The 16,533-nt window shown below is 56.6% G+C and carries 17 protein-coding genes; 7 read left to right on the top strand and 10 right to left on the bottom strand.

Annotated features, from left to right (window positions below):
* Positions 1–10 precede the first annotated feature (10 nt).
* The 4 genes from UTO39_RS12205 (at position 11) to UTO39_RS12190 (ending at position 3,729) form a co-directional block, all read left to right on the top strand.
* Positions 11–1,633 carry an alpha-glucoside-specific PTS transporter subunit IIBC gene (locus tag UTO39_RS12205; protein ID WP_320727262.1) on the top strand — a complete coding sequence of 541 codons (1,623 nt, stop codon included), beginning with the start codon at positions 11–13 and terminating at the stop codon, positions 1,631–1,633.
* Complete coding sequence (locus tag UTO39_RS12200) at positions 1,630–2,952, top strand: 6-phospho-alpha-glucosidase (RefSeq protein WP_045260840.1); 1,323 nt, start codon at positions 1,630–1,632, stop codon at positions 2,950–2,952. Before UTO39_RS12205 ends, UTO39_RS12200 begins: the two co-directional genes overlap by 4 nt.
* A 92-nt stretch (positions 2,953–3,044) precedes the next feature.
* The gene (locus UTO39_RS12195; protein ID WP_014068263.1) at positions 3,045–3,392 is read left to right on the top strand and encodes a YidH family protein; all 348 of its coding nucleotides are present in this window, start codon (positions 3,045–3,047) and stop codon (positions 3,390–3,392) included.
* The gene (locus UTO39_RS12190) at positions 3,382–3,729 is read left to right on the top strand and encodes a DUF202 domain-containing protein (RefSeq protein WP_320727261.1); all 348 of its coding nucleotides are present in this window, start codon (positions 3,382–3,384) and stop codon (positions 3,727–3,729) included. Before UTO39_RS12195 ends, UTO39_RS12190 begins: the two co-directional genes overlap by 11 nt.
* A gap of 17 nt (positions 3,730–3,746) precedes the next feature.
* Here UTO39_RS12190 and dsdA read toward each other — a convergent pair whose 3' ends face one another.
* Both dsdA and dsdX read right to left on the bottom strand, forming a co-directional pair.
* A complete protein-coding gene (gene dsdA / locus UTO39_RS12185; RefSeq protein ID WP_320727260.1) occupies positions 3,747–5,033 on the bottom strand; it encodes a D-serine ammonia-lyase in 1,287 nt (428 codons plus the stop codon).
* A 17-nt stretch (positions 5,034–5,050) separates the two neighbouring features.
* The gene (gene dsdX / locus UTO39_RS12180; RefSeq protein WP_320727259.1) at positions 5,051–6,388 is read right to left on the bottom strand and encodes a D-serine transporter DsdX; all 1,338 of its coding nucleotides are present in this window, start codon (positions 6,386–6,388) and stop codon (positions 5,051–5,053) included.
* Between the two features lie 204 nt (positions 6,389–6,592).
* Between dsdX and dsdC the strand changes: the two genes are divergently transcribed.
* A complete protein-coding gene (dsdC, locus tag UTO39_RS12175) occupies positions 6,593–7,519 on the top strand; it encodes a DNA-binding transcriptional regulator DsdC (RefSeq protein WP_320727290.1) in 927 nt (308 codons plus the stop codon).
* Between the two features lie 84 nt (positions 7,520–7,603).
* Complete coding sequence (locus UTO39_RS12170; protein ID WP_320727258.1) at positions 7,604–8,692, top strand: cellulase family glycosylhydrolase; 1,089 nt, start codon at positions 7,604–7,606, stop codon at positions 8,690–8,692.
* Here the strand turns inward: UTO39_RS12170 and emrD are convergent.
* From emrD to UTO39_RS12130, 8 genes are all read right to left on the bottom strand, one after another.
* Positions 8,595–9,779: a multidrug efflux MFS transporter EmrD gene (gene emrD / locus UTO39_RS12165; RefSeq protein ID WP_061099605.1), complete on the bottom strand. Its 1,185-nt coding sequence runs from the start codon at positions 9,777–9,779 to the stop codon at positions 8,595–8,597. The genes UTO39_RS12170 and emrD overlap by 98 nt on opposite strands.
* Positions 9,780–9,954: 175 nt before the next feature.
* Positions 9,955–10,788 (bottom strand): EamA family transporter, encoded by an 834-nt coding sequence (locus tag UTO39_RS12160; RefSeq protein WP_151412294.1) that lies wholly within the window; start codon positions 10,786–10,788, stop codon positions 9,955–9,957.
* A 62-nt stretch (positions 10,789–10,850) separates the two neighbouring features.
* A complete protein-coding gene (locus UTO39_RS12155) occupies positions 10,851–11,297 on the bottom strand; it encodes a GNAT family N-acetyltransferase (protein ID WP_064673032.1) in 447 nt (148 codons plus the stop codon).
* Between the two features lie 64 nt (positions 11,298–11,361).
* Complete coding sequence (tisB, locus tag UTO39_RS12150) at positions 11,362–11,451, bottom strand: type I toxin-antitoxin system toxin TisB (RefSeq protein WP_045260836.1); 90 nt, start codon at positions 11,449–11,451, stop codon at positions 11,362–11,364.
* Positions 11,452–11,851: 400 nt separating this feature from the next.
* Entirely contained in the window at positions 11,852–14,260 is a 2,409-nt protein-coding gene (locus tag UTO39_RS12145; protein ID WP_320727257.1) for a DUF2235 domain-containing protein, read from the bottom strand.
* Positions 14,248–14,859 carry a DUF3304 domain-containing protein gene (locus UTO39_RS12140; RefSeq protein WP_266179441.1) on the bottom strand — a complete coding sequence of 204 codons (612 nt, stop codon included), beginning with the start codon at positions 14,857–14,859 and terminating at the stop codon, positions 14,248–14,250. The genes UTO39_RS12145 and UTO39_RS12140 overlap by 13 nt, the downstream gene beginning before the upstream one ends.
* The gene (locus UTO39_RS12135; protein WP_320727256.1) at positions 14,847–15,458 is read right to left on the bottom strand and encodes a DUF3304 domain-containing protein; all 612 of its coding nucleotides are present in this window, start codon (positions 15,456–15,458) and stop codon (positions 14,847–14,849) included. Before UTO39_RS12135 ends, UTO39_RS12140 begins: the two co-directional genes overlap by 13 nt.
* Complete coding sequence (locus UTO39_RS12130) at positions 15,446–16,042, bottom strand: DUF3304 domain-containing protein (protein WP_320727255.1); 597 nt, start codon at positions 16,040–16,042, stop codon at positions 15,446–15,448. The genes UTO39_RS12135 and UTO39_RS12130 overlap by 13 nt, the downstream gene beginning before the upstream one ends.
* Before the next feature lie 320 nt (positions 16,043–16,362).
* Here UTO39_RS12130 and ivbL point away from each other — a divergent pair, with 320 nt between their 5' ends.
* Positions 16,363–16,461, top strand: a complete 99-nt coding sequence (gene ivbL / locus UTO39_RS12125; protein WP_072251942.1) for an ilvB operon leader peptide IvbL — start codon at positions 16,363–16,365, stop codon at positions 16,459–16,461.
* Positions 16,462–16,533 lie beyond the last annotated feature (72 nt).

The raw sequence follows: 16,533 nt of genomic DNA, 5'->3' as shown, positions 1-16,533 counted from the left end.
GGATTTAAAAATGCTCAGTCAAATACAACGTTTTGGCGGCGCCATGTTTACCCCGGTGTTGCTGTTTCCGTTTGCCGGGATCGTGGTGGGAATCGCCATCATGCTTCGCAACCCGCTGTTTGTTGGCGAAGCCTTAACCGCCCCCGATCATCTTTTCGCGCAAATCGTTCACATCATTGAAGAGGGCGGCTGGGCGGTGTTTCGCAATATGCCGCTGATTTTTGCCGTCGGCTTACCGATTGGCCTGGCGAAGCAGGCGCAGGGCCGCGCCTGTCTGGCCGTGCTGATTAGCTTCCTGACCTGGAACTACTTCATTAACGCGATGGGGATGACCTGGGGCCACTTCTTTGGCGTCGACTTCTCCGCCGAACCGACAGCGGGAAGCGGGCTGGCGATGATTGCCGGGATCAAAACGCTCGATACCAGCATCATCGGGGCCATTGTGATTTCAGGCATCGTCACCGCCATCCACAACCGCTATTTCGACAAGCCGCTGCCGGTCTTTCTGGGGATTTTCCAGGGCAGCTCGTTTGTCGTTATCCTCGCGTTCTTCGTCATGATTCCCTGCGCCTGGCTGACGCTGCTGGGCTGGCCGAAAGTGCAGATGGGCATTGAGTCCCTGCAGGCTTTCCTGCGCTCTGCCGGCGCGCTGGGCGTGTGGGTGTATACCTTCCTGGAACGCATTCTGATCCCAACCGGATTGCACCACTTTGTCTACGGTCCGTTCATCTTCGGCCCGGCGGCGGTGGAGGGCGGCATTCAGGTGTACTGGGCGCAGCATCTGCAGGAATTCAGCCAGAGCACCCTGCCGCTGAAAACCCTCTTCCCGGAAGGCGGGTTCGCGCTGCACGGCAACTCAAAAGTGTTTGGCTCGGTCGGGATTGCCTTCGCTATCTGGTACACCGCGTCGCCAGAAAACCGCGTCAAAGTGGCGGGCCTGCTGGTTCCGGCCACGCTCACCGCAGTGCTGGTGGGTATTACCGAACCGCTTGAGTTCACCTTCCTGTTTATCTCGCCGCTGCTGTTTGCCGTGCACGCCGTGCTGGCGGCCACCATGGCGACGGTGATGTACACCTTCGGCGTGGTCGGGAATATGGGCGGCGGCCTGCTGGACCAGTTCCTGCCGCAAAACTGGATCCCGATGTTCCATAACCACGCCTCGACGGTACTCACCCAGATCGGCATTGGCGTCTGCTTCACCGGCATCTACTTCGTGGTCTTCAGGACGCTGATTGAGCGGCTGAACCTGAAAACGCCGGGCCGGGAAGAGAGCGAAATCAAACTCTACAGCAAGGCCGACTATAAGGCGGCGCGCGGGCAAACCACCGCCCCGGCGGCGGCCAGCCAGCAGGTTGGGCAAGCCGCCGGATTCCTGCAGGCGCTCGGCGGCGCAGCAAATATCGCAAGCATCAATAACTGCGCCACCCGCCTGCGTATCGCGCTGGTGGATATGGCGAAAACCCAAAGCGACGACGTCTTCAAAGCCCTGGGCGCACACGGCGTGGTGCGACGCGGCAACGGCATTCAGGTGATTGTCGGCCTGCACGTTCCTCAGGTGCGCGACCAGCTGGAATCGCTGATGAAAACCCCTTTAACGAATGAACAAACCACCCTGACAGAGGCTATATCATGAAAAAATTCTCAGTTGTTATTGCAGGCGGCGGCAGCACCTTTACGCCTGGTATCGTCCTGATGCTGTTAGCCAACCGTGACCGCTTCCCGCTGCGCGCTCTGAAGTTCTATGACAACGACGGCGCACGCCAGGAGACCATCGCCGAAGCGTGCAGAATCATCCTTAAGGAGCAGGCCCCGGAGATTGAATTCAGCTACACCACCGATCCTAAAGCGGCATTTACCGATGTGGATTTCGTAATGGCGCATATCCGCGTGGGCAAATACCCGATGCGCGAGAAAGATGAAAAAATCCCGCTGCGCCACGGCGTGCTGGGCCAGGAAACCTGCGGACCGGGCGGCATCTCTTACGGCATGCGCTCTATCGGCGGCGTGCTGGAACTGGTGGATTACATGGAGCAGTACTCCCCGAACGCGTGGATGCTGAACTACTCCAACCCGGCGGCGATTGTAGCGGAAGCCACGCGCCGCCTGCGTCCGAACGCTAAAATCCTCAACATCTGCGATATGCCGATCGGCATTGAAGGGCGCATGGCGCAGATTGTCGGGCTCAAGGACCGCAAAGAGATGCGCGTGCGCTACTACGGCCTGAACCACTTCGGCTGGTGGACGTCGATTGAAGATCTGAACGGCAACGATCTGATGCCAAAACTGCGCGAATACGTGGCGAAAAACGGCTATGTCCCGCCTTCAGAAGACGCGCATACCGAAGCGAGCTGGAACGATACCTTTGCCAAAGCAAAAGACGTGCAGGCGCTGGATCCGGACACCATGCCGAACACCTACCTGAAGTATTACCTGTTCCCGGACTACGTGGTCGCGCATTCCAACCCGGAACGTACCCGCGCCAATGAAGTGATGGATCACCGTGAGAAGCATGTGTTCAGTTCCTGCCGGGCGATTATCGAAGCCGGCAACTCCGCCGCCGGTGAGCTGGAAATCGACGAACATGCGTCGTACATCGTCGATCTGGCAACCGCGATTGCCTTCAACACCCAGGAACGGATGCTGCTGATTGTGCCAAACAACGGTGCCATCCATAACTTTGACGCCGATGCGATGGTAGAGATCCCGTGCCTGGTGGGCCATAACGGGCCGGAGCCGCTTACGGTAGGCGATATCCCGCACTTTCAGAAAGGGCTGATGAGCCAGCAGGTGGCGGTGGAAAAACTGGTGGTGGACGCCTGGGAGCAGCGCTCGTACCAGAAGCTCTGGCAGGCCATTACCCTGTCGAAAACCGTACCGAGCGCGTCCGTCGCGAAGGCGATTCTGGATGACCTGATCGAGGCCAACAAGGAGTACTGGCCAGAGTTGCACTAATCGTCCTGACCGGCATCGCCCGATGTCGGTCTCCTTGTCCCTGTCGTTTTACGCTATGCTGAAGCCTGCCCGTAGCACGACAAGGAACCTTCATGAAAATTTCCCGCCTCGGCGAAGCACCGGACTACCGCTTCTCTCTGGCTAATGAACGCACTTTTTTAGCGTGGATCCGCACCGCGCTGGGCTTTCTTGCCGCAGGGGTCGGTCTCGATCAGCTCGCGCCTGATTTCGCCACGCCGCTGATCCGCGAAGTGCTGGCGCTGCTGCTGTGCCTGTTCGCGGGCGTGCTGGCGATTTACGGCTACCTGCGCTGGCTGCGCAATGAAAAGGCGATGCGCCTGAAGCAGGATCTCCCCTATACGCGCGGGTTACTTATCATCAGCGCGATTCTGCTGACGGTGGCGGGCGTAGTGATGGTGCTGGTGTTCTATGGCGGATAGCCGCAAAGCGCGACGCGAAGCGGACCCCGGCCTGCAGCCGGAGCGGACGTCGCTGGCCTGGCTGCGCACGCTGCTGGGGTATGGCGCGCTGATTGCCCTGGCGATTAAGCACAACTGGCACCGAACCGGGGTGCCATTCTGGATCTCAGTGGTTGTGCTGGCGCTGGTGGCCATCATTTTATGGCGCTATACCCGCAGCCGTAACCTGATGGACGTGGCGCAGGACGACTTTGTGCAGCCGAAAGCGGTGCGGGATAAGTTCCTGATCGCACTCGCTGTTCTCTCGCTGTCGCTGCTGTTTGCGGTAACCCATATTCAGCAAATTTTGAGCCTGTAAGCCGGGTGGCGGCTTAATTACTTCCCTTTAGCCAGATACTTCGCCATCTCGTCTTTCGGCACCATACCGCCTCCGGTTGCCCACACAAGGTGGGTAACGCTGGCATCCGAATGAACGCGCACCGGCCCGGCCATCCCCGCCAGCGCCGACGGCTCCAGGCGGATCCCTTCCTCCTGCGCCAGCCAGCCGAGCATGTCATACATGCTCTGGTCGGAAAGCGTATAGAACCCGTCGAGCAGGCGCTCCATCGCGCGGCCCACGAAGCCGGACGCGCGTCCTACCGCCAGACCGTCCGCCGCCGTCACGTTATCAATGCCCAGATCCTGCACCGCAATCTCATCGTGCAGGCCGGTGTAAACGCCCAGCAGCATGCACGGCGAGTGCGTTGGCTCCGCAAAGAAGCAGTGAACGTTGTCGCCAAAGGCCAGCTTCAGGCCAAACGCCACCCCGCCGGGTCCGCCGCCGACGCCGCACGGCAGGTAGACGTACAGCGGGTGATCGGCATCCACCACGCGGCCCTGTTCGGCAAACTGCGCCTTCAGCCGCTCGCCAGCAACGGCGTAGCCCAGGAACAGGGTGCGGGAGTTCTCATCGTCAATGAAGAAGCAGTTCGGATCGCTTTCCGCCGCTTTGCGCCCCTGCTCCACCGCCACGCCGTAATCCTGCTCATATTCCACGACGATGACGCCGTGGCTGCGCAGTTTGGCCTTCTTCCACTCGCGGGCGTCGGCGGACATATGGACCGTCACCTTAAAGCCGATGCGTGCGCTCATAATGCCGATGGACAACCCCAGGTTGCCGGTTGAGCCCACGGCAATGCTGTACTGGCTGAAGAAGGCCTTAAAGCGCGGCTCCAGCAGAATGCTGTAGTCGTCTTCGGTGGTCAGCAACCCGGCTTCCAGCGCCAGCTTCTCCGCGTGGGTCAGCACTTCATAGATGCCGCCGCGCGCTTTAATCGAGCCGGAAATCGGCAGATGGCTGTCTTTTTTCAGCAGCAGCGTGCCGGGAATGGATTTGCCAGATTCTTTCTCCAGCCGCGCCTGCATTGCCGGAATGGCGACCAGTTCAGATTCAATAATCCCGCCCGTTGCCGCCGTCTCCGGGAAGGCTTTCGCCAGATACGGCGCGAAGCGGTTGAGTCGCGCGTGGGCGTCGTCAACGTCGGCTTTGGTCAGCCCGACGTACGGCAACCCTTCTGCAAGCGTCGCGGTGCGCGGGTTAAGCCAGGTGGTTTCTTTCAGGGCAATCAGATCCTCAATCAGAGGAAACTGTGCGGTTAAAGTAGTGATAGTTGCGTTTTCCATAATACGTCTCTTCGCGCTCAGATAATGAAGGAAAGCAGGAATGTGCCGCCAAGTGCAAGCACCGAGGCGATAAACGTCGCCGTCGTATAGTATTTGAAGGTCTCATTCAGGGTCGCGCCGCAGTATTGCTTCACCAGCCAGAAGAGGGAATCGGTGACGATCGTGCAGCCAATAGCGCCGGAACCGATGGCAATGGTGATAATCTCCGGGCTCACGTTCGGGTAGAGCGGCAGCATCGGCGCGACGATCGCCGTGGCGCCCATCATCGCCACCGTTGCGGAGCCGACGGCGGCATGCAGCACCAGCGCCACCAGCCAGGCGAGCAGGATAGGGTGCATGTGCAGGTTCGAGAGAATATGCGCCAACGAGTCCGCCAGCCCGCTTGTTTTCAGGATGGCGTTAAACGCGCCGCCCGCGCCGATAATCAGCAAAATGTTGGCGATAGAGCCGAAGCCGTGCTCGGTGTGCGTCAGCATCGTGCCCATGCCCATATGCTGGCGGATCCCCAGCAGGTAGTAGGCGACAAACACGGCGATAAACATGGCGGTGATCGGGTTGCCGATAAACTCCAGCAGCGTATACAGCATGCCTTCTTTCGACATATTCAGCTCGGCGATGGTTTTTACCAGCATCAGGGCAATCGGCAGGAGCACCGTGAACAGCGTGGCGCCCAACGATGGCAGGGTGTGTTCTTCTCGCACCTTCAGGTCTGAAAATTCCGCCGGAACCGGTTTAAACGGCAGGCGATTGCCGAGCAGCTTCAGGAACAGCGGGCCACCGACCAGAGACGCCATCAGGCCCACCATCAAACCATAGACAATGACCGTACCGACGTCCGCGCCTAATTTATTGGTCACAAACAGCGCGGCCGGATGCGGCGGCACCACACAGTGCACCGCCATCAGTGCGGTACAGAGCGGAATGGCCAGCTTGAGCAGCGACGTGTTGGTCTTTTTGGCGATGGAAAACGCCAGCGGGATCAGCAGTACCACGCCCACTTCCACGAACAGCGTAATGCCGCAGATAAGTCCTACCAGAACCATAATCACGTCCGCCGACAGCCAGCGGCAGCGCTGCAGTGCGATCCCGATGCGCTCGGCCGCGCCGGAGACTTCCATCATTTTGCCGAGAATGGTGCCAAGACCAATCACCGCCGCCAGGAAGCCCAGCGTGCCGCCAATTCCGGTCTCGATGGCGTTCACCATATCCAGCGGGCTCATACCCATCATCGCACCAACGAAAAAGCTCGCCAGCAGCAGCGCGAGGAACGGGTGAAACTTCAGCTTAACGATGGTTAAAACAATCAACACAATGCTGACCAGCAGCGTTATCACAACCCAGACCGGCGATCCCATATTTCACCTCACCCTTATGTCATCTGGGGGTATTGGACGAAAAAACGGCGTGAGCTGACAAACGATAAAAATTGGCGTTCAGATGAGCCAGATTGGATCAACTGAGTGACTGCGCTCTAAAAAGTGCACTTAATCCGTATTAGGTTCACATAAATTCACTCTTGAGCGGTATGCTGAGCGCAGAAACCACGCGTGAGAATTGTGATGACCGATGCGAATGAAGCCAGAAACCGGCTTTTAAACGGCTGGCAGCTGTCGAAAATGTATACCTTTGAAGTGGCCGCCCGGCATGAGTCCTTCGCACTGGCGGCGGAGGAGCTGTCGCTCAGCCCCAGCGCGGTGAGCCACCGCATCAACCTGCTCGAAGAGGAACTGGGTATTCAGCTGTTTGTTCGCTCGCACCGTAAAGTCGAGCTGACGCAGGAAGGAAAGCGCGTTTACTGGACGCTAAAATCGTCCCTCGATACCCTGAATCAGGAGATCCTGGACATCAAAAACCAGGCGCTCTCCGGCACGCTGACGGTTTACTCCCGCCCGTCGATCGCCCAGTGCTGGCTGGTGCCTATGCTGGGGGACTTTACCCGCCGCTATCCGTCGATTTCACTTACCATTCTGACCGGCAATGATTACGTCAATATGCAGCGAACGGGGGTCGATCTGGCGCTCTATTTCGACGATACGCCGCCAAAGCACCTATCTCATCACTTCCTGATGGACGAGGAAATTTTGCCCGTCTGCTCATCGCAATATGCCCGCGAGCATGAATTGCTGAAAAACTCCCATAACCTCAGCCACTGCACGTTACTGCACGACCGTCAGGCCTGGAGCAACGATTCCGGTACGGATGAGTGGCTGAGCTGGGCGCAGCATTTTGCGGTGAATATGCCGCCATCGTCGGGTATCGGTTTCGATCGTTCCGATTTAGCGATTATTGCAGCCATCAACCACGTGGGCGTTGCGATGGGCAGAAAGCGGCTGGTGCAGAAACGGCTCGAACGGGGCGAGCTGATCGCCCCGTTTGGGGAAAAGACCCTGAGGTGCCATCAGCACTATTACATTTCAACGCTTCCTGGCCGCCAGTGGCCGAAAATAGACGCCTTTATCGGCTGGCTGAGAGAGCTAGCGGGTTGAAGAATTATTACGCTTTGACTCTACACCAAATGCGAAAAAGCGTGCTAAATACAGGTAATGCTTTTGATTTATCCAGGGTAAACCGTGTTAAAGCCTCTTATTGCTACCGCGTTACTGATCTCTTCCGGCTGGGCGATTGCCGCCGAGCCGCCGCTGACGGCTGCCCATTATGCGCAGCAGCTGGGCGTCGGGATGGATGTGGACTGGGCGCGCACCGAGCGCGGCATTCGCGAGTTCGACCCGCTGGTGGTACGCGATTTTCGCGCAAAAGGCATTACCCACGTGCGCATCCGCGTGGCCGATGAGCCGACGGAAGCGCGGCTGATCCACCTGCGCAAGCTGGTGGAGGCCTGCGAGCAGTATGGCGTCATCCCCATTATTTCTTATCAGGCTGATGAATATAAAAACGACCCGAAGGCCGATAACGAGAAAGAGACAATCAACTGGTGGATTGCCGTGGCGCACTATTTCGGCCAGAGCTACCCGCTGCTGGGTTTTGATCTCATTTATGAGCCCGCCGACAAGCTTAACCACAACCTCGCGTCGCTAAACCGCGTGTATGAAAAAACCATTAAAGCGATCCACGATATCGATCCGCAGCGCATGATTTTCATCGCGCCGCGCCTGCGCGCCGCGCCGGAGGATTTATCCAGCCTGAAGCTGCCCGCGCACAGTCAAAACTACCTGCTGGCGGAGTGGCATATTTTCCCGTGGGGGCCGCTGAAAAATAGCGGTAAATACCCTTGGACGTCCGGCACGGCGGCGGAGAAGGCGGCTATCCGTAACCGAATCAATACCGCGCTGCGCTGGCAGCAAAAAACCGGGCACGTCAGCTGGGTCGGGGGCTGGGGCGTAGGGGAATCAAGCCGTCTTACGCCCACCGCCTCGCAAATGGCCTTCGCCACCTTTATGGCCTGCGAGCTGCAAAAGGCGAAAATTCCGTACGCGCTGAACGCGGATTTCCAGTTTTACGACGGGGAAGAGGGAGCCTGGCGGCCAGCGCCGGAGCCGCTATTGCAGGCGATGATTGCGCCCGTCTGTGAAAAGCCCGGCCAGAAGCCGGGCCATCATGCTGTTAAACAGGCTGCTCGTGATGCGGAACGCGCGACGCCAGCGGCAGCCAGCACAGTAAAATCAGCAGCCCCATCAGCGTCATCAGCAGGCCCAAACTAGCCTGCCCGGTCTGCGGCATCATGGCCGAGAGCCAGGCCAGCGCGCCGGAACCGATGTTCTGCAAACCGCCCACCAGCGCGCCCGCCGTGCCTGCGAGGAACGGGAACGGCTCCATCGCGCCGCTGGTGGCGAGCGGGAACAGCATTCCCGCGCCGAAGAAGAACAGCGCCGCCGGGATGAGCAGCGTCCAGACGGTCATCACGCCAAACAGCCCCGGGATCCACATCATCAGACCCGCCAGCAGACAGCTAATCACGGCCTGCCACATCAGGGTTGAAAAGCGCTTGTTCTGACGCCCGGCAAACCACGCGCCGAAAAACGCCGCCGGGATCGGCAGAATAAACAGAATGCTCACCACCATGCTGCTCAGGCCAAGACCCGCGCCCAGCAGCACGCCGGAACAGGCTTCGAACACCGCAATGCCCGCCAGGCCGCCGATCAGCATCAGCAGGTAGCAGGTAAACGCCCCGTTGCCGAACAGCGTTTTGTAGCTGGCGATAAGCTTCGTACGCGGCGCGTCTTTTGGGCGGGTTTCCGGCATCCAGCGCGCCATGCTGAAGGTGACAATCACGCAGAGCACCAGCAGGAAGGCGTAGCAGGCGCGCCAGGACCACATCGTATCCAGCAGGCCGCCAATCAGCGGAGCGAGAAGCGGGCTGACCAGAATGCCCATATTTAACAGGCTGTTGGCGTGGCGGAGCTGGGTGCCCTGATACATATCGCGCGGTAAAGTTCGCGCCATTACCCCGCCGACACCCGTCCCAACGCCCTGCAGGGCGCTGGCGGCAATCAGTACGGTCAGGCTGTGGGTGGTAATGGCAATCACCGTCGCCACCATGAAAATGCTCATGCCCACCAGGATCACCGGACGACGCCCGACGCGGTCGGACAGCGGGCCGTAAAAGAGCTGCGAAACGCCGTAGGTCAGCAGGTAGGCTGCCATCACGCTTTGCACCGCGCCCTCGCGGACGTTCAGTTCCTTTGCCATGTCGGCGATCGCCGGAATGTAGATGGTCTGCGCCATCTGACCGACGGCCACCAGTAACACCAGCATCAACAATAAGTTAACGTTCCTTTGTTTTTTCATGTCGCTGAATACTTTTGCCAAAAGAGAAAAATGAAGAATAAGTGACTACGCATTCCCATAAATGCGCGAGGAATCTACCACAGACAGATGACAATTTAAGCATTGCCGTGGTGAATGAAAAAATCGGGAAAGGCAGGATTTGTAAACAAGAACGGCAACTAATGTTGCCAGTAATTTACGCCAGGCGCAGCAGAATAGCGCCGGCAGCAATACCCAGCGCCGCCGCGATGCGCAGGCCCGCAACCTTCTCTTTTAAAAGGACAAACGCGATCAGCGCGCCAAAGAGAATCGAGGTTTCACGCAGCGCCGCGACCACCGCCAGCGGTGCCTGCGTCATTGCCCACAGCGCCAGACCGTAAGATCCCATGGTCCCCACGCCGCCGAGCAGCCCCTTTTTCCAGTGCAGACGCAGGTAGCTGGACGCCTCGCGCCGACGCGCCACCATCGCCCAGCTTAGCAGGCAGAAGCCGTTCATAAAGAAGGTCCAGAGCGTGTAGCCCAGCGCGGTGTCCGACAGCCGCACGCCGGTGCCGTCCACCAGCGTATATCCGGCGATAAAACAGGCGTTCAGCAGCGCCAGCCAAATCCCCCTGCGTGACTGCATGCGGCCGTTCACCGCCATCGCCAGAATCGACAGGCAAATTACCCCGATGCCGGACCAGGCGAGCCAGGAGAGATGGTCGCCGAGCGCCAGCACGCTGATCGTCGCCACCAGCAGCGGAGCGGTGCCGCGCATCAGCGGATAGGTCTGGCTCATGTCCGAGACCTGATAGGTCTTTGCCACCAGCACGGTGTAGACCACCTGTAAGGCGCAGGAGACGATCAAAAACGGCCAGCTTGCCGCAGAAGGCTGTGGTGAGAAGGGCAATAAAATCAGGGCCATAATCGCGGCTGAGCCGCTAACGCCGATCGCAGAGTAGAGCTTATCCGTTCCGGCTTTAACGATGGCGTTCCAGCTGGCATGCAGCAGTGCGGCGAAAAGCAAAATGCAGAAAACGGTGATGGTCATGGCGTATCGGGTGATGAATTGTCACTCAACTGTAACATTCACATACTGATGCCGCCAGCCGGTTACACCGCACAAAAAAGGCGGTGCGTCACCCGCGGTTCGTCTGAAACCAGCGTAAAACCGGCTCGATTGTAAAATCCGTACGCGCTGTCCGGCGCGTGGGTATTGAGAAAATCAAACCAGATGCTGGCATCGGCCATCACCACGGTTAAAAGCTGTTTGCCAATGCCCAGCCCGCGACACTTCTCGCTGACGTAGAGATGGCGAATGCGCCCGGCACGCGGCTGCTGGCTGAACGGATCGCGGTTGAGGCCGCACACGCCCACCAGCCTGCCGTTAAGAAATGCGCCCAGCAGCTTTTCACCCGGCGCGTTAAAGCGGTTCTCGCCACGCTGCCAGTTTTCTTCCAGCCTGCGCAGCATGTTGAAATTCAGCGCGATACTTTCGGCCTTCAGGGCGATATACCCCGGCTCATCCGGTGTGACAGGCTCAATTAACAGACGCGACATAGCATTCCCTCGTTATTAAAGAGGGGCGGTTGCCCGCCCCTCTCAGGTGCGACTTGAACCTGAATTACCGAACGTATTTCAGGACAGCATCAAGCAGTTGCAGTACTGCAACAATGAGTTTGAGGATAAGTATCACCATATCCACTACGCTCATACGCGTCTCCTTTTGGTTAAAAGGAGCACGATGCTGGCGTACCTTTCCGCCGCCTGTTGCCAGCACCTGGATTGACGTAACACAGTGTGCTCACTTCAGGGGTTAAGGCACTGACGGCACCACCCGTTTCAGCCAGGACTTCGTTGCGCCGGTAGAACTGCGGCCCCCTCGCTCACTGCGAACACCCTCAGTATAGATAAATACTGTATGCATGAACAGTATTTTTTGGACAAAAATCGGAAGGTGATCCATACTCAAAAACGTCAAAATCCGTGCCGGAATTGCGCGTTCGTGTTCGATCGCGTATACTTTTTGCGTTGACGTAACACAGTGTGTTCTGCGGCAACCAACCGCAAAACCCTGATAAAAACCTCGCTTAGGCGGGGTTTTTTGTTTTCTGTCAGTCTGAATAATTCATATTTTCAATGTAAGACCGTATTGCGGCTCTCTTTTGTTCAAAAGCCATTTCCTCCGCTTTTTGACACTCTGCCAGGGCTGCGGCAGGGTAGTGAACGCAGGGGATCTGCCGGGTTTTATCCTGCAATATCCCTAGCGGATATCCCGTGCTGGCATCAAGGATAGAAATGCGTTGTTCGACGGGGGCTGATGGCCCCTGCCCGGTATTTTGCAATTCAATAAGAAACTGGACCTCGTGCGTTGAGATGGGGTAACCCAGACCTGCAACATAGCCCATCATGGAGAGTGGCTTAACCTGTTTACTCGTCGCTTCGCCGAAATAGATCATACGGTAGATAAAATAACTGCCCCAGGGTTCGCGCGAGCCCAACGCGCTGTGCATAAACCAGGCGCGGGAATCATGGATTTGGTCATCAAAAAGCGCTCTTGTCAGCCCTGAGGGGTCATTGGCATTGCTCTGTTCGCCTTGTGGTGGAAACAGTGTTTCCAGATGTTGTTTCCCCGCCTCTTTGATCTTTTTAAACTCAACGGGAATATCATCCTGGTTAAAGGCGAAAACAAAGCCTTTGAAGTAATCCAGTACGGCGTAGGTGGTGCTTTTTGCCTGAGAACGAGAAACGCCCTGATAGTCTTCTTTAAACTCTAATGCTGCCTGTAAAAGCTGCGTCTGCCCGAGCAACGCATCAAAGTCTTTTGGGCCTGTCTTAAACATGACAAACTGACCCTGCGGGTGGCTACCGAGCTGTTTAATTCGCTCTCTTTCTGCATCTTTTTGTAGTTTTTCGCGTTCTCTTTCCCGTTCCGCCCTTTTACCAGGATCGTTATCCTGATTTTGATTATTGGCTGCGGCGTCGAGATAAAAGCGCTGGCTCCGGAATGTTTCCTGGGCGTAGCGATTGATGCGCCAGGCGGTTATCCAGCCGATCTGGTTTTCAAGCGCTTCGATGATATTGACTCGAGCGCGAACGGGGGAGTAGTGGGTTGCCTGTTCATCGGGAATGCCAGTTTCGGAAAGAGGTAAATCAAGAGTGAGTTGGCGCCAGGCATTGAAGCGTTGGACTATTGAGGTTTCAACATAAAATTCATCTCTTAAACTGGTAGGCATGATGCGCCATACATCTTTTTTCATCTCATCTGGGAGGGATTCTTCAAGTATTTTTAATGGTGCGCCTGCATTAAAAGCCGCTGAAAACATCTCATTTAATGGTAATTGCGACAGTAAAAAACGATCATCATAACCGGTCGCTTTACCCTGATCCCCTGGTGGATACCCGCCCCCAATATCAGAATGCATCCCAGGATAAACCACCTCTACGGCGTATTCAGGATACCGCCCGTCAGCACGACAGATTGAATCGAGTGGGAAGCACAACCGCTGATCGTGAGCTGAAACCAGATGCACGCAGCGCTTAATCAGCGCATTGTCCGGCAATTCCATCGTTCCGTCGGCCCAGCCCATATGACCTTCCGCTACCGGGGCTATATGGGCAATCCCTACGGAAGCGACCGTATCCAGCAGACCCAGAAATTCAATGCTAATCGGAATTTCACCCTGCTTTGTCGCCAGGCAAAAAGGTTGTAAGGCCCCTTCCCGGGAAGGAGAAAGCATGGCGTTAAGCCAGTTAACAAAGGCCCGGGCGGAGGCCGCTCCGCGAGAGAAACCGTAAACATAGAGTTTGATTCCCAGCAGCTTAGAGGTGCCCGGCGTTGGCTGCGTTAACGCGGTTTCCAGTGTTTTCCCCAACCCGTTTAACAGCCGGAAAAGCTCTGTACAACGGAGGTATTCTCCATGAGCGTTGGATTGAGAATAGCTGGAGTTCATCGCCTGAATGGAGTGCCAGTTTTCATCATCGCCTAGTTTCCCAAGCCCAAGCGTACGCTGCAGGGCATCAACCAGCCGAAGCAGACCCCAGTTGATGCGCTCCTCGCCATAAGCAGCATATTTTAGCCCTGCATCGCTGAAGTCGAGATCCAGCACTTCCGGAAAAGGTGTTCCCACGCCGGGAATATAGTATTTGTAATACTGGTTGTGCGCGACGCCGTCCTGATCGACCAGTTCTGCGTTATGCGCGCCGGTTCCCCCGGCATAGCCTTGTCCTATGGTGGCACGGAACAGGCGAGCGATATTGGTTGGATGAGGCGGGGTCGACTCATAGAGATCATGATTCAGGTTGTTGCCCGTACCGTCAAAGAAAAGGCTGATATGCAGCGTCTTACAGCAGGGAGGTAAGACGCGTCGGTTGGCAGCCGTGCAAAGCTGGTTGTGATATTTCGTTTCCAGACTGCTTTGTGGCCTGCAGTTTTGCCCAAAATGCGATTTTTCGGTTGGAAGTCTCCCTTCACCAGGAAATATCGGTGGAAACCAGACTCTATCAGGATTTATTTTGGACATACTTTCGGCTTCTCCATATGCACGGGGTACTTGATGGGATAATTAGGGCTGCCATAGTCGGCGCAGCTGGTAGTGACCTTCACCTGGTCACAGGGCAGAAAGTGAACGGTGATACCGCAGGTTTTTTGTCCGGTATAATCGGGGACAGGCACCGTTCGGGAATGTGTTTTACTGATGGCTTTAATTTTTTCGTACCAGTCGTGATATTTATCTGAGTAAGCCTGCCATGCTTTGTAATAATCCTGCTCATCCATTCCTTTGGTATTTGGCCGCTCAGGCTGCGGGATCTCCGGCACATCGCTGGCAAATGCGACGCCCGTTTCCCAGTCAACCTGCACCGTCATTCCTGGCTTCCATGGCCCGCTCACGCCAAAGCAGCAGCCTCCACCGCCACCCGAATACGGGCCGATAATGTCGAGGCCGGACTGCCCGTTCACGCTGAAGCGGTTGATGGCCCAGCTGGTGTGGTTAATGGCTTCAATGGTTCCGCCCCCGCCGGGCGGGGCAGATTCCGTTTTAATGGGCTGGTCGCACCCGGCCAGCAGCAGGGCTGCGGCCAGCAAAATGCGGGTACGCCATGCTGCAATCACTGGGGACATACTGTCGGCTTCTCCATATGCACGGGGTCTTTGACGGGATAATCAGGGCTGCCGTAGTCGGCACAGCTGGTAGTGACCTTCACCTGGTCACAGGGCAGGAAGTGAACGGTAATACCGCAGGTTTTCTGGCCGGTGTAATCGGGGACAGGCACCGTTAGGGAATGTGTTTTACTGATGGCTTTAATTTTGCTGAACCATTCGTGGTACATCTCGTCATACCGCTCAGCTCTTAAATTCGCATCTTCTTCACTTAAATTACTTAAATTTGGCCTTTTGGGTTCAGGGATCTCCGGCACATCGCTGGCAAACGCGACGCCCGTTTCCCAGTCAACCTGCACCGTCATTCCTGGCGTCCACGGCCCGCTCACGCCAAAGCAGCAGCCCCCACCGCCACCCGAATACGGGCCGATAATATCGAGGCCGGACTGCCCGTTCACGCTGAAGCGGTTGATGGCCCAGTTGGTATGGTTAATGGCTTCAATCGTTCCGCCCCCGCCGGGCGGGGCAGATTCCGTTTTAATGGGCTGATCGCACCCGGCCAGCAGCAGGGCTGCGGCCAGCAAAATGCGGGTACGACATGCTGCAATCACTGGGGACATACTGTCGGCTTCTCCATATGCACGGGGTCTTTGACGGGATAATCAGGGTTGCCATAGTCGGCACAGCTAGTAGTGACCTTCACCTGGTCACAGGGCAGGAAGTGAACGGTGATACCGCAGGTTTTCTGGCCGGTGTAATCGGGGAGCGGAATGGTTTGAGTATGTTTTTTATTTAGTGCCTTGATTTTTTGGTACCACTCCTCCTTTTTATCCGAATAAGCCTGCCATGCCTTGTAATAGTCTTGCTCATCCATTCCTTTGGTATTTGGCCGCTCAGGCTGCGGGATCTCCGGCACATCGCTGGCAAACGCGACGCCCGTTTCCCAGTCAACCTGCACCGTCATTCCGGGCGTCCACGGCCCGCTCACGCCAAAGCAGCAACCCCCACCGCCACCCGAATACGGGCCGATAATGTCGAAGCCGGACTGCCCGTTCACGCTGAAGCGGTTGATGGCCCAGCTGGTGTGGTTAATAGCTTCAATGGTTCCACCCCCACCGGGCGGGGCTGGTTCCGTTTTTACGGGCTGGTCGCACCCCGTCAGTAAAAGCAAAGCCGTGAAAAGCATTGTGTAGAACTTATTCATGCTGTTTTCCTTAACACCTGTCTGTATCCCTCGGCACGCTTTAGTATTTTGTAGTTGTACTTAGGCTCGAAGAAATAATAACCACACAAAGCATGTCATAACATCATTGAACCGCTATTTTCAGATTTTCATAAGGAATTAGTATGTAACTGAACCTAATAGCATTTAGGGCAAATCTGGGACGTGAAAATGAAGAGTAAACTCAACAAACGAAACGTGATCCCTGACGCATTTTTACTCAGATGAAAATATTTCCATTGTCACGCCCGAAAACCTGTGTTTGTATAAATTCAATCAATGATTCCAAACACAGGTCCCTAATGACTTCATCCATCTTCACTACGACCCTACTAAAAACTGCGCAACCTGCCGCAGTGGTCGTCGTGCGTGTGGTGGTGGTCGTCGGCAATGCGCCGTAGGGACTGGATCAACACACGAATCCAAAACCCCGCCGGCGCAAACCGGGCGGGGTTTTTCGTTTAGGACCCCTC

The sequence above is a fragment of the Enterobacter sp. 118C5 genome (assembly GCF_034107645.1).
Classification (GTDB): domain Bacteria; phylum Pseudomonadota; class Gammaproteobacteria; order Enterobacterales; family Enterobacteriaceae; genus Enterobacter; species Enterobacter nematophilus.
This window is presented reverse-complemented; position numbering and strand designations above follow the sequence as displayed.

What these genes read in the sequence shown, in the direction of transcription:
- UTO39_RS12140 (WP_266179441.1), bottom strand. Translation starts at nt 14,859, where the DNA reads ATGTCCCCAGTGATTGCAGCATGGCGTACCCGCATTTTGCTGGCCGCA.
- UTO39_RS12190 (WP_320727261.1), top strand. Translation starts at nt 3,382, where the DNA reads ATGGCGGATAGCCGCAAAGCGCGACGCGAAGCGGACCCCGGCCTGCAG.
- dsdC (WP_320727290.1), top strand. Translation starts at nt 6,593, where the DNA reads ATGACCGATGCGAATGAAGCCAGAAACCGGCTTTTAAACGGCTGGCAG.
- UTO39_RS12160 (WP_151412294.1), bottom strand. Translation starts at nt 10,788, where the DNA reads ATGACCATCACCGTTTTCTGCATTTTGCTTTTCGCCGCACTGCTGCAT.
- UTO39_RS12135 (WP_320727256.1), bottom strand. Translation starts at nt 15,458, where the DNA reads ATGTCCCCAGTGATTGCAGCATGTCGTACCCGCATTTTGCTGGCCGCA.
- UTO39_RS12130 (WP_320727255.1), bottom strand. Translation starts at nt 16,042, where the DNA reads ATGAATAAGTTCTACACAATGCTTTTCACGGCTTTGCTTTTACTGACG.
- dsdA (WP_320727260.1), bottom strand. Translation starts at nt 5,033, where the DNA reads ATGGAAAACGCAACTATCACTACTTTAACCGCACAGTTTCCTCTGATT.
- UTO39_RS12145 (WP_320727257.1), bottom strand. Translation starts at nt 14,260, where the DNA reads ATGTCCAAAATAAATCCTGATAGAGTCTGGTTTCCACCGATATTTCCT.
- ivbL (WP_072251942.1), top strand. Translation starts at nt 16,363, where the DNA reads ATGACTTCATCCATCTTCACTACGACCCTACTAAAAACTGCGCAACCT.
- dsdX (WP_320727259.1), bottom strand. Translation starts at nt 6,388, where the DNA reads ATGGGATCGCCGGTCTGGGTTGTGATAACGCTGCTGGTCAGCATTGTG.
- tisB (WP_045260836.1), bottom strand. Translation starts at nt 11,451, where the DNA reads ATGAGCGTAGTGGATATGGTGATACTTATCCTCAAACTCATTGTTGCA.
- UTO39_RS12205 (WP_320727262.1), top strand. Translation starts at nt 11, where the DNA reads ATGCTCAGTCAAATACAACGTTTTGGCGGCGCCATGTTTACCCCGGTG.
- UTO39_RS12155 (WP_064673032.1), bottom strand. Translation starts at nt 11,297, where the DNA reads ATGTCGCGTCTGTTAATTGAGCCTGTCACACCGGATGAGCCGGGGTAT.
- emrD (WP_061099605.1), bottom strand. Translation starts at nt 9,779, where the DNA reads ATGAAAAAACAAAGGAACGTTAACTTATTGTTGATGCTGGTGTTACTG.
- UTO39_RS12195 (WP_014068263.1), top strand. Translation starts at nt 3,045, where the DNA reads ATGAAAATTTCCCGCCTCGGCGAAGCACCGGACTACCGCTTCTCTCTG.
- UTO39_RS12200 (WP_045260840.1), top strand. Translation starts at nt 1,630, where the DNA reads ATGAAAAAATTCTCAGTTGTTATTGCAGGCGGCGGCAGCACCTTTACG.